At 58.3% G+C, this 14073-nt stretch carries 11 protein-coding genes; all 11 read left to right on the top strand.

The genetic code is table 11. The features are described from left to right. The first annotated feature begins 67 nt into the window (after positions 1 to 67). The 11 genes from rfbD (at position 68) to CLG94_RS08835 (ending at position 14038) form a co-directional block, all read left to right on the top strand. Positions 68 to 937 (top strand): dTDP-4-dehydrorhamnose reductase, encoded by an 870-nt coding sequence (gene rfbD / locus CLG94_RS08885; RefSeq protein ID WP_161954106.1) that lies wholly within the window; start codon positions 68 to 70, stop codon positions 935 to 937. Further along, positions 934 to 1926: a glycosyltransferase family 2 protein gene (locus tag CLG94_RS08880; RefSeq protein ID WP_161954105.1), complete on the top strand. Its 993-nt coding sequence runs from the start codon at positions 934 to 936 to the stop codon at positions 1924 to 1926. Before rfbD ends, CLG94_RS08880 begins: the two co-directional genes overlap by 4 nt. A gap of 38 nt (positions 1927 to 1964) precedes the next feature. Next, complete coding sequence (locus CLG94_RS08875; RefSeq protein ID WP_239993186.1) at positions 1965 to 3188, top strand: glycosyltransferase; 1224 nt, start codon at positions 1965 to 1967, stop codon at positions 3186 to 3188. Further along, positions 3182 to 4585 carry an undecaprenyl-phosphate glucose phosphotransferase gene (locus tag CLG94_RS08870; RefSeq protein WP_107562713.1) on the top strand — a complete coding sequence of 468 codons (1404 nt, stop codon included), beginning with the start codon at positions 3182 to 3184 and terminating at the stop codon, positions 4583 to 4585. Before CLG94_RS08875 ends, CLG94_RS08870 begins: the two co-directional genes overlap by 7 nt. A 93-nt stretch (positions 4586 to 4678) precedes the next feature. Next, positions 4679 to 5629 carry an NAD-dependent epimerase/dehydratase family protein gene (locus CLG94_RS08865; RefSeq protein WP_107562711.1) on the top strand — a complete coding sequence of 317 codons (951 nt, stop codon included), beginning with the start codon at positions 4679 to 4681 and terminating at the stop codon, positions 5627 to 5629. 158 nt (positions 5630 to 5787) lie between these two features. Then, positions 5788 to 6795 carry a D-glycero-beta-D-manno-heptose-7-phosphate kinase gene (rfaE1, locus tag CLG94_RS08860; RefSeq protein WP_239993185.1) on the top strand — a complete coding sequence of 336 codons (1008 nt, stop codon included), beginning with the start codon at positions 5788 to 5790 and terminating at the stop codon, positions 6793 to 6795. Between the two features lie 187 nt (positions 6796 to 6982). After that, a complete protein-coding gene (pyrG, locus tag CLG94_RS08855; protein ID WP_107562707.1) occupies positions 6983 to 8590 on the top strand; it encodes a CTP synthase in 1608 nt (535 codons plus the stop codon). A gap of 96 nt (positions 8591 to 8686) precedes the next feature. Continuing rightward, positions 8687 to 9556, top strand: coding sequence for a 3-deoxy-8-phosphooctulonate synthase (gene kdsA, locus CLG94_RS08850; RefSeq protein WP_107562705.1), 870 nt, complete (start codon positions 8687 to 8689; stop codon positions 9554 to 9556). Between the two features lie 21 nt (positions 9557 to 9577). Continuing rightward, a complete protein-coding gene (locus CLG94_RS08845; protein ID WP_107562703.1) occupies positions 9578 to 11416 on the top strand; it encodes an ABC transporter ATP-binding protein in 1839 nt (612 codons plus the stop codon). Positions 11417 to 11641: 225 nt separating this feature from the next. Further along, positions 11642 to 12931 (top strand): O-antigen ligase family protein, encoded by a 1290-nt coding sequence (locus CLG94_RS08840; RefSeq protein WP_107562701.1) that lies wholly within the window; start codon positions 11642 to 11644, stop codon positions 12929 to 12931. Between the two features lie 147 nt (positions 12932 to 13078). Further along, the gene (locus CLG94_RS08835; protein WP_107562699.1) at positions 13079 to 14038 is read left to right on the top strand and encodes a KpsF/GutQ family sugar-phosphate isomerase; all 960 of its coding nucleotides are present in this window, start codon (positions 13079 to 13081) and stop codon (positions 14036 to 14038) included. Positions 14039 to 14073 lie beyond the last annotated feature (35 nt).

Genomic DNA, 14073 nt, shown 5'->3' with positions numbered 1-14073 from the left:
CGTTCTACCGGGGAGATCAAGCCTGATTTGCGACAAGGGGAGACTTTCGAGCTATGACCAAAAAGTGATGCGTACCCTCCTGATCGGTGCTGACGGGCAGTTGGGGAGCGAACTGCGGCAGGCCTTTGGTAATCATGACCTCATCCCATTGACGCATGCTGACCTGGAGTTGACCAACCCGGTACAGGTACGGGAAACTCTTATCAAGCACCGACCAAATCTGATCTTGAACACTGCCGCCTACCATCGGGTCGATGAGTGCGAAGATTACGCCGAGCGGGCATTCGCCGTGAACGCGACTGCGGTGAGGGATCTTGCGATCGTCGCCAAGGAGATCGGGGCGCCGCTCGTCCACTTCAGCACCGATTATGTCTTTGACGGCAGGCAGCTCAGCCCGTACCGGGAAGTTGATCGACCTGGGCCGCTGAGCGCATACGCCACCTCGAAATTAGCCGGCGAATACTTTGTTCAAGCCGCCCTGGAGAGGTATTACCTCATCCGGACCTGCGGGCTGTATGGAATGGCTGGCAGTCGCGGCAAGGCGGGAAATTTCGTCGAAACGATACTCCGACTGGCAGCGGATGGGCGCGAAATCCGTGTGGTGGGCGACCAGATCGTGACCCCTACAAGCGCCAAGGAGCTGGCCTGCAAGGTCAGACAATTGGTCGAGACTGGCGCCTACGGGCTGTATCACATCACTAACAACGGCGAATGCTCCTGGTACCAATTCGCCCAAGCGATCTTAGAGCTATCGGGTGTGCGCCCCCACCTCATCGAGACGACCAGTGCCGCCTATGCCGCCCGCGCCGCTCGACCGGCCTATTCCGTCCTGGATAACGCGAACCTGCGATCGCTTGATCTCGATGACCTCAGCGACTGGCGAGATGCGCTAGAAGCCTATCTGAAAGATCGGGCATCGGGGAGAAGCTCATCGTGACAGATCCGCGCGTGGCGGTTGGGATTATCAATTACGGTGACTACCGCCATCTGCCGGACTGCCTGGATAGCATAAAGCGCCAGACCATGCGGGCCGATCGGGTGATTGTACTCGATAACCACAGTCGCGCCGATGAGATTGGACCTATCGGCAACGCCTATCCCGAGGTGCAGATCCTGGCGATGCAGGACAATCTTGGATACAGCGGTGGAGCGAACCGTATCGTTCGGGAAGCGGATGGGTATGATCACGTCATGCTCCTAAATCCTGATGTTGTATTGGGACCTCGGCACCTGGAGGAATTGGTGGGGGTCATGGTCTCGGCGCCTGGCGTGGGTTCTGTGGGCGGCAAGCTCCTCCTGGGCGACTCCCAAACCGACAGCGGGCCGAGTGGTGACGCACCACGGATACTTGACAGTACTGGCCACCTGATCTTTCGAAGTCGACGAGTCATCGACAGAGGACACGGGGAGCTTGATGTGGGCCAGTATGACAAGCCCGAGGAGGTCTTCAGTATCTGCGGGGCGGCGGTCCTCTACCGACGGTCAATGCTTGATGATATTCAGATTGATGGGGAGTATTTCGACGAGGATTTTTTCGCCTACAAGGAGGACGTAGACACCTGCTGGCGGGCCCAATTGCTTGGTTGGGGCTCGCGGTATAACCCCGCAGCAATCGCCTATCACCTGCGGGGGTGGAAGCGTAGAGATGATCGCCGGCGCGTCCCGTGGCTCCGGAAGTATCACTCCTTCAAGAATCATTCCTTAATGATGATCAAAAATGAACTCCCAGCTCTACTGCGACGGGATTGCTTACCGATCCTGTGGTTGGGGGTACGCGCGATGGTCTACGTCGCCCTCATAGAACCTGCTCTCTTAAAGGCCGTATTGGACCTGAAGAAATACTTGCCCAGGGCTCGCTACAAGCGTGGGATTATTATGAAGCGCTGCCGCGCCTCTACGGAACAGATGGGCCGGTGGTTCGTCTAGGTCCATGAGCCCGGCGATTTCCACCGGTTGAGGCGGCGATGTTGGATGAGGCAAAGGTTGCGCTGATTCACGATTGGCTGACCGGGATGCGGGGGGGAGAGCGATGCCTGGAGGCGCTCTGTGAGCTCTTTCCGGGAGCGGATATTTTCACCCTGCTGCATGTGAAGGGAAGCGCATCGAAGACCATCGAAGAACGGCGAATCCGGACGTCGGCTATCCAGGCGTTGCCGTTTGCCGCCAGCCGCTATCGCTACTATCTGCCCCTATTTCCGTGGGCCATCGAGCAGCTCAAACTCGATGGGTACGATCTGATCCTGTCGAGCAGCCACTGCGTGGCCAAGGGGGTCAGACCCCCGCCAGAGGCTCTTCACATTGCGTATGTGTACACCCCCATGCGCTACATCTGGGACATGCAGGATGCCTATGTGGGCTCTGGCCGAATGGGTCCGGTGTCTAGACTTATGTTACGCGCTATCGCCGGACGCTTGCGACGGTGGGATATCGCGGTCAACATCAGGATCGATCACTTCGTCGCCATCTCCCATCATGTAGCGGATCGGATCCGACGCCATTACAGGCGTGAGGCTGAGGTGATCTATCCTCCGGTCGAGACCGCGCGCTTTCATATCGCCGAGCGGACGGACGACTACTACCTGGTGGCCGGAGCCATGGCTCCGTATAAGCGGATCGATCTCGCCATTGAGGCTTTCAACCATCTGCGACGACACCTGGTGATCGTGGGTGAAGGTCAGGAGAGCCAACGACTGCGGCGCATGGCCGGTCCCACCATCGAATTTCTGGGGTGGCGTCCGGACAGCGAGGTTGCCGACCTTCTGAGCCGCTGTCGCGCGCTGATATTTCCAGGTGAGGAGGATTTTGGTATCCTGCCGGTTGAGGCCATGGCCAGCGGCCGGCCGGTAATCGCGTATGGCAAGGGTGGGGTGACGGAAACCGTTGTCCCGTTAAACAGTTTCGAGTTTCGAGTTTCGAGTTTGGAGTCAAGAACGTCTGCGAACCCGAAACCCGAAACCCGAAACCCGAAACCCGAGGCCCCCACCGGCATTTTCTTCTACGAGCAGACCATTGAGGCGGTGATCCAGGCTATCGACCTGTTCGAGCGATCAGCCGATCGGTTCGATCCAGAGGCGCTTCGCACGCATGCCCTTACATTCGATCGCTCGATTTTCGAAAAACGGATCGCGACGTATATTGCTGAACGCTTCGAGGAATGGAAGCGTGGGGGACGCCGTCGATCATGCTGAAGCGCCACAGTCAGTTCCTCGAAAGTCTCATGCTTTTCGCAGACCTGCTGGCGATCAGCGCCAGTTGGCTCGGTACGTACTATTTCCGCTTTTATTTAGGCCTGGTTCCCGTCTACCGTGGTATCCCTGACGCTCGCCCGTACCTCTTGCTGCTGGGCCTCATCGTTATCGTCTGGGGTGTCGCCTTTAAGGCTTTTGGGTTGTATCGCCCGAGGCGAATCTCATCGCGCCTTGCCGAAGTCAGGGATATCGCCAAGGCCTGTACCGTCGCGGTCTTGATTCTCGTCGCGGCGACCTTCTTTCTCAAGCCGTTCGAGGTCTCGCGGTTGGTGATTCTCTACTTCTGGATCTTCAGCATCCTGTCAGTCAGCTTGATCAGGAGCGTTTTCCGCGAGGGGCTTCGTTTGATGAGGCGCAGGGGGTATAACCTCCGCCATATCCTGATTGTCGGAGAGGGGGCGTTGGCGCGGAAGGTCATCGAGAGGATCCATGCGCGCCCGGAGTTGGGTCTTCACATCATGGGGTTGCTGGTCGGCGATCCGAGGATGGTGGGGGAACAGGTGGCGGGGTTGACGGCCCTTGGCACCTACGAGCAGGCAGGGGAGATAGTGGGCGAGCTGTCGATCGATAGGATTTTTATCGCCATTCCGCTGGAGACCTACGGACGGATGGAAGGAATCCTTAGAAGCCTGGAGGATGGGATCGCGGACATCAACGTTGTTCCGGACCTCTACCAGTACATGACCTTACGGGGAGGGGTGGAGGATTTCGACGGTCTTCCCCTGATCAGCCTGCAGGACTCGCCCACTTTTGGCTGGAGCCTAGTCGGCAAGAGGATGATAGATATCGTACTGGCGAGCGTGGCCCTCCTGATCACCGGGCCGTTACTGCTTCTTGTCGCGGCTATCATCAAGCTGACCTCTCCTGGTCCGGTTCTCTACCGCCAGGAACGGATGGGCCTGGACGGTAGGACCTTCCAGATGCTGAAGTTCCGATCGATGCAGACCGATGCAGAAGATGACACCGGTCCGGTCTGGGCCGCACGCGGTGATGGGCGTCGGACGGTGATCGGCGCATTGCTCCGAAGAACTTCGCTGGATGAGCTGCCGCAATTGTTCAATGTGCTGAAAGGGGAGATGAGCCTCGTTGGTCCCCGACCGGAGCGGCCGGTCTTTATAGAGGAGTTTCGAAAGCAGATCCCTCGCTATATGCTCCGACATAAGGTGAAAGCCGGCCTCACTGGGTGGGCTCAGGTCAACGGGTGGAGGGGTGATACCTCAGTCGAGAAACGAATCGAGTGTGACCTGTTCTATATTGAGAACTGGTCATTGTTCTTCGATCTGAGAATCCTCTGCCTAAGCTTGTGGAAGGGCTTCATCCACAAAAATGCTATGTGAACACGTCTGGGGTAGGGGCGCTGCTTGCTGCGCCCCGGATATTGGGCAGGGCAAGCCCTGCCCCTACCTCGAGCTTCCGAGAAGGGGAGACACGTGAAAATTCTCGTCACGGGTGGGGCCGGATTTATCGGGTCGCATATTGTAGATGCTTTGGTAAAAGGGGGACATGAGGTCGCTGTGGTAGATGACCTCTCGATGGGGAAACGAGAGCAGGTCCATCCTTCGGCGCGCTTTTACCGGGTGGACATCCGTGACCGTCAGGCACTGGAGGAGGTGTTTCGCACTGAGCGCCCTGAAGTGGTCAATCATCACGCGGCCCAGGCCGACCTGCGCCGGTCGATGAGTGAGCCATCGTTTGATGCGTCCGTGAATATCGTTGGCTCGCTCAATCTGCTCGAGTTCTCCCTTACCCACAAGGTGAGGAAGTTCATTAACATCTCGTCCGGAGGAGCCGTCTATGGCGAACCCCAGCGGCTGCCTGTTGACGAGCTCCATCCGATCCATCCGGTGTCCGTCTACGGGGTGAGTAAGTACGCCGTAGAGCAGTACCTGCGCCTCTTCGATGGGTTCGGGCTGGATTACACGATTTTGCGGTATGCCAATGTCTATGGTCCCCGACAGAATCCTGCTGGAGAGGCCGGCGTCGTAGCGATTTTTAGCCGGCAGATGCTCGCCGGCGAGTGCCCGACGATTTTCGGCGACGGCACCAAGACCCGGGATTACGTCTACGTCGATGACATCGTCGCGGCGAACCTCTTGGCAATGACAGAGAAGCGGGCCTCAGGCCGGAGCTATAATGTGGGCCTGGGGCGCGAGGTAAGCGACCGACAGATCTTTGAGTTGGTACGTAGGGCGGCGGGGGCTACGGTAGAGCCGATTGCCGCATCGAAACGACCCGGAGAGATCGACAGGATCTGCCTGGACGCCTCGTTAGCCAAGGCAGAGTTAGGCTGGGAGCCAACCATTTTCCTTGAGGAGGGAATCTCCCAGACCGTAGCGTTTTATCAGGCGGAGGTGACCCATCGCGCAAGAGAAAGCCGTTGAATTTTCCCACAACTTCGGCTAGTCTGACGAGTATACGCATTGGCTAGAAAGTCTCCCGCCCTCAGCGTAGGGGCGACCCTTGTGGTCGCCCAATCCGGGCAGGCACAAGGCCTGCCCCTACTTTCATGCCCATGGGCGCGCCACCGGCGCATGGGGTATTGGTTAGAAAGACTCTGTCAGTGGAGGTAGCTATTCGATATCAACAGATTCTGGCCCGTTTTCCTAAGAAGCAGCTCCTCGTCCTCGGGGATATCATGGTGGACGAGTATATCTGGGGGAGCGTGTCGAGGCTCTCCCCGGAGGCCCCGGTTCCAGTGGTGGAGGTGAAGGACGAAAGTTTCCGCCTGGGGGGAGCGGGCAATGTCGCCGCCAACATCCACTCCTTGGGCGGAATGGCGACCTTGGTAGGGGTCGTCGGTAACGATCCGCCAGGAGAACGCCTGATCCAACAGATTGAAGCTGCCGGGATGAAAAGCGACGGTGTGGTGGTAGACCGGACTCGCCCTACCACCATCAAGACCCGAGTGGTCGCGGGGAGCCAACAGATCGTCCGGTTCGACCGGGAGAGCACGGCGGATCTCTCGAAGGAAGCGGCGGATCAGGTACTTGAGCTCGCAACGGAGCGGCTTGCCGATGCCGATGCCGTGCTCATCTCGGATTACGCCAAGGGAGTGATCGGCAAGCGGGTCGCCCGACAGATCCTCTCCCTCGCGCGACGTAGCCAGAAAATCGTTGTTGTCGACCCGAAAGTACATCACTTCCCCCTCTACAAAGGGGCCACAGTCATCACCCCCAACCATCACGAGGCCTTGGCCTTCGCCCATCTTCCCGCATGGGGGCAACAGGATCTCCTTGCCGTTGCGGGGAGAGAGCTACTTGTGAAACTCGAGGTCAAGGCCATATTGGTGACTCGAGGAGAGGCGGGGATGTCGCTCTTTGAGGACGGGCGGGTAACGCACATCCCGGCGGTCGCTAAGGAGGTCTATGATGTCACGGGGGCGGGGGATACTGTCTTAGCAGTCCTTGCCCTGGCTATGGCATCGGGGGCTTCCATGCGAGAGGCGGCTGTCATTGCCAACCATGCGGCGGGTGTCGTGGTGGGGAGGGCTGGAACGGCAACCATCAGCCGGGAAGAACTGCTGGACGCGCTTAAAGAAAGGGTCTAGGGTGAGAGCAATAGTGTCATTGCCCAGAAGGTCCCCCGGGCGTCATTGCGAGGGAGCGTGGCGACCGAAGCAATCTCGCACTGCAAGGACGATGAGATTGCCGCGCTCCCGTTGGTCGCTCGCAATGACGACGTAACCCTACACCCTACCCATGACATCCTAACACCTTGCTTTTGAGAGGAATTCGATGGCGACAAAGTTCATCTTTGTGACTGGTGGAGTGCTCTCATCGCTCGGCAAGGGGTTAGCCTCCGCCTCCATCGGCTGTTTGCTGGAAAGCCGCGGCTTCAAGGTGACCATACTGAAATGCGATCCCTATATCAATGTAGATCCCGGGACCATGAACCCCTTCCAGCATGGGGAGGTGTTTGTCACCGATGACGGTGCTGAAACCGATCTTGACCTGGGCCATTACGAGCGGTTCATCGACCATGTGTTGACCAGGGCCAACAATGTGACTACGGGGCAAATCTACCATTCGGTCATCACTAAGGAGCGGCGTGGGGACTACCTGGGCGCCACGGTTCAGGTCATCCCCCATATCACTGACGAAATAAAGCGCGCGATCCACCGGGTGGCGGCGGACGTGGATGTGGTGATCGTTGAGGTCGGCGGGACGGTCGGCGACATCGAGAGTCTCCCGTTCCTCGAGGCGATCCGGCAGTTCAGGGGCGATGTCGGGCGAGAGAACGTACTGTATATCCACCTGACGTTGGTTCCATATCTTGCGTCGGCCGGCGAACTGAAGTCGAAGCCGACCCAGCACAGCGTTAAGGAGCTGCTCCAGATCGGGATTCAGCCGGATATCCTGCTATGCCGGACGGACCGGCTCCTCCCTAAAGAGCTGAAAGCCAAGATTGCGCTTTTCTGCAACGTCTCCGAAAAGGCGGTCATCACCGCGAAGGATGTGGGTAGCATCTACGAGGTGCCGCTGGTCCTGCGCAGTGAGGGGCTCGATGCGATCATTGTCCAGATGCTCGGCATGCCACAGACCGAGGCCGATCTGAGCGCCTGGGAGGCCATCGTTCGGAAGGAGAAGGAATCTACGGCCAGCGTGACGATCGCGGTCGTCGGAAAATACCTTGAGCTCAAAGACTCATACAAAAGCCTGACTGAGGCCATCATACACGGCGGCATTGCTAACGACTGTCAGGTCCACATCAAGGCGGTGGATGGGGAGGCGGTGGCACGCGACGGCCCAAAGGAGCATCTGCGCGATGTCGCAGGCATCTTGGTTCCGGGGGGCTTTGGGAGTCGGGGGGTCGAGGGGAAGATTGCGGCCATAGCCTTTGCTCGCGAAGAGCGAATCCCGTTCTTCGGGATCTGCCTGGGGATGCAGTGCGCTGTCGTCGAATTTGCCAGGCACGTGTGCGGCCTGCAGGGCGCTAATAGCCGCGAGTTCGATCTGAACTCCCCCCACCCGGTCGTTGATCTCATGTCTGAGCAGCGTGGGATCACCAGCTTGGGGGGGACGATGCGGCTGGGGGCGTATCCGTGCCGTATTGTGGTGCCGTCTGTCGCCTACCAGGCCTACGGGACCACGGAGATCAGCGAACGTCACCGCCATCGCTACGAGGTCAACAACGACTACCGGGACATCCTGGAGCGCCACGGAATGCGGCTGTGTGGGTTTTCGCCAGACGATATGCTGGTGGAGATGATCGAGATCCCGGATCACCCGTGGTTCGTTGGCGGCCAATTCCACCCCGAGTTCAAGTCGCGTCCCAAGCGACCTCACCCGCTATTTCGTGAGTTCATCAAGGCTTCGCTGGTACGACAGGAGAGCAGGGTCTAGGGTAAAGGGTAGAGGGTAAAGGGTCTAGAAGGATCTCCCTAAACCCTAAACCCTAAACCCTAAACCCTAAACCCTAAACCCTAAACCCTAAACCCAATGGCACTCACAAAACAGGTACGGATCGGCGAACTTACGCTTGGTGGCGGAGCGCCGCTTCTCCTAGTGGCTGGTCCATGCGTCATCGAGAGCGAGGATCACCTGCTCAGGATTGGCGAGGCGATCAAGGTAGTATGTGAAGCGTGCCGGGTTCCCTTCATCCTCAAGGCCTCCTACGATAAGGCCAATCGGTCGTCAGGCCGTTCATTTCGCGGCCCGGGCTTGGAGGAGGGGCTTCGCATTCTGGAGCGTGTGAAGGCGAGGCTGGGCGTCCCTGTCATCTCCGATGTCCACGACGTGAATCAGGTATCTGCTGCGGCGGAGGTGCTGGATATTCTTCAGATCCCGGCCTTCTTGTGTCGTCAGACTGACCTCCTCCTGGCTGCTGCGAGGTCCGGTAAGCCGGTCAATGTCAAGAAGGGACAATTCCTGTCACCATGGGATGCAGGTAATATCGTCGAGAAGCTCAAATCGGCCGGCTCGGAGGCGATCGTGCTGACAGAACGGGGAAGCAGCTTCGGCTATAACAACCTGGTGGTAGACATCCGTTCGCTCCCGGTCATGCGCAGCTTCGGCTACCCCGTCCTGTTCGATGTCACCCACAGCTTGCAACTACCTGGCGGTGCGGGCGATGCCTCTTCAGGGCAGTCTCAATTTATTCCCTACATTGCGCGAGCCGCTGTAGCGGCAGGGGTCGACGGGCTCTTCATGGAGGTCCATCCCGACCCTGCCAATGCGCCCAGCGACGGCCCCAACATGCTCCAACTTGACGCACTTCCGGAACTTCTAACCCAGTTGCTAGAGGTTCAGCAGGTAGTAGCGCCGTATATAAACCAGCCATCAGTTCAGAAGCTAAAAGCTGACCGCTGATAGCTGAAGGCTGTTCTCCAGATGCAAACACCCCTACAACAATTCCTTCGCGTGCTCCGGTACGCCTACCCCTACCGGGCACGGGTCATCCTTGCTATCGCCTCCCTTGTCCTCATCGCCATACTCAATGCGGTCTCCATCGGTTCACTCCAGCCGATCTTCGACGGTCTTTTCGCCGCAGAGGGCGGTGTGGCAGGGATTAGCCTTCCGGATCCGATCAGGGCCGTGCTTGGACAGCGGCTGGTCCAGCTTCAGACGCTCCTGCAGGCTCATCGAATCAATATCCTCACCTTTATCGGAGGGGCCCTCTTCCTCGTCTTTTTGGCCAAAGGCGTACTTCTCTACATCCAGCAACTGCAACTGCGATACGTGGCCGAAGGGATCCAGCGAGACATTCGAAACAGTCTGTATGCGCATCTGCACGTGCTGTCCCTTGGCTTTTTCACTCGTCGCTCAACAGGCGAGATTATGTCCCGCCTCAACTCTGACGTAGAAAGCCTTGGGGACGCGTCGACCGAGCTCTTCCGTAACGCTCTCAGGGAGCCGTTCAACATTATCGGGCTCATCGTGCTGCTGTTTCTGATCAAGTGGCAGCTCGCTCTCCTTTCGTTGCTCGTCTTACCGGTGGCGATCCTGCCGATTGTAAAGTTTGGTTCCAAGATCCGTCGCAGAGGCACACTGGTCCAAGAGGGGCGCGCCGAGCTGAATACGATCCTGCAGGAAACTATTTCCGGGGTTCGGATCGTCAAGGCCTTTGGCATGGAAGAGTATGAGCGGCGACGGTATCGGCACGCCAGCGAGCGAGTCTTCAAGGCCGTCATACGCATCGTCAAGGTTGACGCGCTTACCTCGCCGGTTCTTGAGGTCCTCGGATCCGTGGGCATTGTTGTTGCGATCTGGGTCGGCGGCTATCTCGTGCTCTCCAAAAGCTTGACCCCTGGAGCGTTCATGGCTTTCCTTGGGGCACTGACCTCCCTCTATCAACCCGTCAAGCGAATCAGCCAGATCAATAACAACATTCAGCGCGGAATGGCAGGCGCCGTACGGGTCTTCGAGCTCATGGACCTCCGTTCTGATCTGGTGGAGCGATCCGATGCTGTGACGCTTCCACGGATGCAGGAAGGGGTTCGATTCCATAACGTCTCCTTCGCCTATGACCCCGACCGGACTGTACTGCACGGCATCAGTTTCGGGGCCAAGCTTGGTGAGATCGTGGCGGTCGTCGGCAGCAGCGGGACCGGTAAGAGCACCATGGTCAACCTCATCCCGCGCTTCTACGATCCGACAGAGGGGCTCATCGCCATCGATGGGGTCGATATCACACTGGCGACCCTTTCGTCGTTGCGCGCGCAGATGGGGATCGTAACCCAGGAGACGATCTTATTCGATGACACGATTTTTAATAATATCGCCTATGGGCAGCGTGACGTGGATCCAGGTCTAGTCGTGGAGGCAGCCAGGATCGCCAACGCTGAGGAGTTCATTCAGGCGCTCCCGGCGCAGTACGAGACCAGGATTGGCGAACGGGGGGTGCGTCTATCAGGTGGAGAGAAACAACGGATCGCCATCGCGAGGGCCATCCTGAAGAACCCGCCCATCCTGATCTTGGATGAAGCCACGTCGGCCCTTGATGCGGAGTCGGAGCGCCTGGTCCAGGAGGCGCTGGATCGGCTGATGCAGAATCGGACCACCTTTGTGATTGCGCACCGGCTTTCTACCGTGATTCGAGCCGACAAGATTCTGGTACTGGACGGTGGGTGCTGTGTCGAGCAAGGGACGCACGCGGAGCTGATGGCGCAGGGTGGGGTCTATTGTCGATTGGTAACTACTCAGGTGTTTAGGCTGAAGACTGAAGACTGAAGGTTCTAAATTATCTCGCAAGGCACGAATCGAGCCAATGAACTACCCCGCGGCAATCCGCGGGGAATGAACCCCCAGTAGATTCAAGATCTTCTCGGAGTTTTGTATGATCACGCATGACTTACCCCTAAAAGCCTTCAGCCTTCAGCCTATCTACCTGAGTAGTTACGTCGATTGTACAACACTCAGCTTGCTCGGGCCTGAGGTAACGATGGCGGATCTTATATGAGCAAGGAAGAGATGTGGGAGGTATCGGGAGGAAAACATTTCGAGTGGAGGGATCGGTATCTGGCGTACTCAGCGATCGCACTTCGATACGGCCTCGTGTTACTGATCTTCCTGATGCCGTCGGCCTTACTGCGGCCCTTGAAGGGCGCCCTCCTCGCCGGTCTGGCTGTTGCCTGGGTCTTACACATGCTCGTTGCAAGGGATTTTAGCCTGCGGAGGACCTCACTGGATGTGCCGCTCGCGGCCTACATCGCCTGGATCGCTTTTACCCTCATCACGGCCGCTCATCTGTTGTATAGCCTGGGAGAGTTGCTGAAGCTCATAGTGAGCGTACTCATTTTCTATCTCGTCGTAAATCAGGTGCGGGATAGGCAATCGGTGCGAAGGCTGCTCTCTGCCATCGTGCTCACCACGTTCGTGGTCAGCAGCTACGGTATCCTCAAGTTTTTCCTGATTCAGCAGGGGAGTGTAGCCCACAGGGCAGTGAGAGCCAACTCGTTGACCCCGGATTTCCATTGGCTGAGCACCTATCTGATTTTGACCATTCCGATTCTGCTGTGCCTTACAATGGTGCAGCAAGATCGGTGGGCCAGGCTGTTCCTTCGCATGACGTGTGTGCTTTCATGTGTTGCGCTTTTTCTCACGTACACGAGGGGAGCATGGGTGGCCCTCCTGGCCGAGCTGTTTGTATATGGGTGGGCTGGGCGAAGGCGGCTATACCTGATCCTGGTTGGGGGGACCATCCTCGTGGGGTTGGTAGGCCTGCTGCTCCTCGCATCAAGAAGTAGCACTCTTTCGTTGAGCCCGAGCGCTGATACGCTGAATCCTTACACTTTGGTGGCTCGACTCAAGACCTCTGGACTGGCCGTCCAGGAGCTTTCGAAGCATCCGCTGATGGGGATAGGATACGGCGGAAAGGCTATGGCCATGGTCTATGAGGATGCGCCGGAATTAAAAGAAGCCAACCACCCTCATAATCTGTATATTGAGGCTGCTCTTGGGACCGGGTTCCCGGGTCTGATTCTGCTATTGTGGATCTTTTCCGCCGCGCTCAGGGCAACAATGGGGAGAATGGCCAAGGCTTCCGATGGATTCGGACAGGCGGTTCTACTCGGCCTGGGGATGGTCGTTGTAGGGGTAATCGTCAGCAACCTGTTTGATCACATCTTCGCAGGAGGCATGGCCCACCTTTTCTGGGTGCTGATGGCCTTAGCGGTGAGCGTCGATGCGGAACAAGAGAGGCAGAAGGCTGGGAATGGTGGCTGGATCTCGTGGATATCCGGATGACACCGGACGGGGAGCGGTGGCGGCTGCCTTGGGGATTGGGGAGCCGAGGAGGATCCTTGTGAGCACAATACAGTTGATCGGGCTTGACGAGGTGATCCCTGTCGTGGATCGGATGCTCGGACCTCTGTTAGAGCGGACCGAAATTCCATGATTGCCGATCGAGGGCGACAAGTGCTGCAGATTGAGGCCGAGGCGATCCTGGCCTTGATCCCGAAGCTAGATGAGCGGTTCGACCGGGCTGTCGAGATCCTCCGGGACTGCCGGGGCCGGGTCGTACTAACCGGCATGGGTAAGTCCGGATCGATTGCTCAGAAGATTGCCTCCACCATGGCCAGCACCGGAACCCCCGCGTTCTTCCTCCATCCCGCTGAGGGGGGGCATGGCGACTTGGGGATGCTGGTCCGTGGCGATGTTGTCATCGCGATCTCGAACAGCGGCGAGACGGATGAAATCGTAGGTTTGCTCCCCGCGATCAAACGGCTAGGCCTCATGCTGATCGCGCTGGTTGGCGATTCCACCTCCACCCTTGCCGGACAGTGCGACGTTGCGATCGATGTGAGCGTGGCGAAAGAAGCCTGCCCGCTGGCCTTGGCTCCAACCGCTAGCACCACCGCAGCCCTGGCGATGGGCGATGCTCTTGCCGTAGTTCTGCTCGAGCAGCGCGGTTTCACCGAGGCAGACTTTGTGCTCTTGCATCCGGCCGGTAGCTTGGGACGGCGGCTGTTATGGCGGGTGCAGGACCTCATGCACGTTGGTGAGCAGCTTCCTGTCATCGCGCAGGGTACGCTCATGCGTGACGCGCTTACCGAGATTTCGCGAAAGCAGTTCGGAATGACCGCTGTGGTGGACGAGGCCGGGATCCTCACCGGAATCATCACCGATGGCGACCTAAGACGGATGCTCCAGGAAGGTATCGATCTGTTGCAGCGGCAGGTCAGAGACTGCATGACGTCTCACCCCAAGACCATCGACAAGGATGCCCTCGCGGCCAGGGCGCTGGAGGTCATGGAGCGGCACGCGATCACCTCCCTGCTGATCGTAGATCCCGAAGGGAGACCAGAGGGGGTCATCCACCTGCACGACCTCCTGAGGGCCGGGGTGGTATAGAAGCGATGTAACTACTCAGGTAGATAGACTGTAGG

Origin of the sequence: Candidatus Methylomirabilis limnetica, from assembly GCF_003044035.1 — a bacterium.
Classification (GTDB): Bacteria; Methylomirabilota; Methylomirabilia; order Methylomirabilales; family Methylomirabilaceae; genus Methylomirabilis; species Methylomirabilis limnetica.
This window is presented reverse-complemented; position numbering and strand designations above follow the sequence as displayed.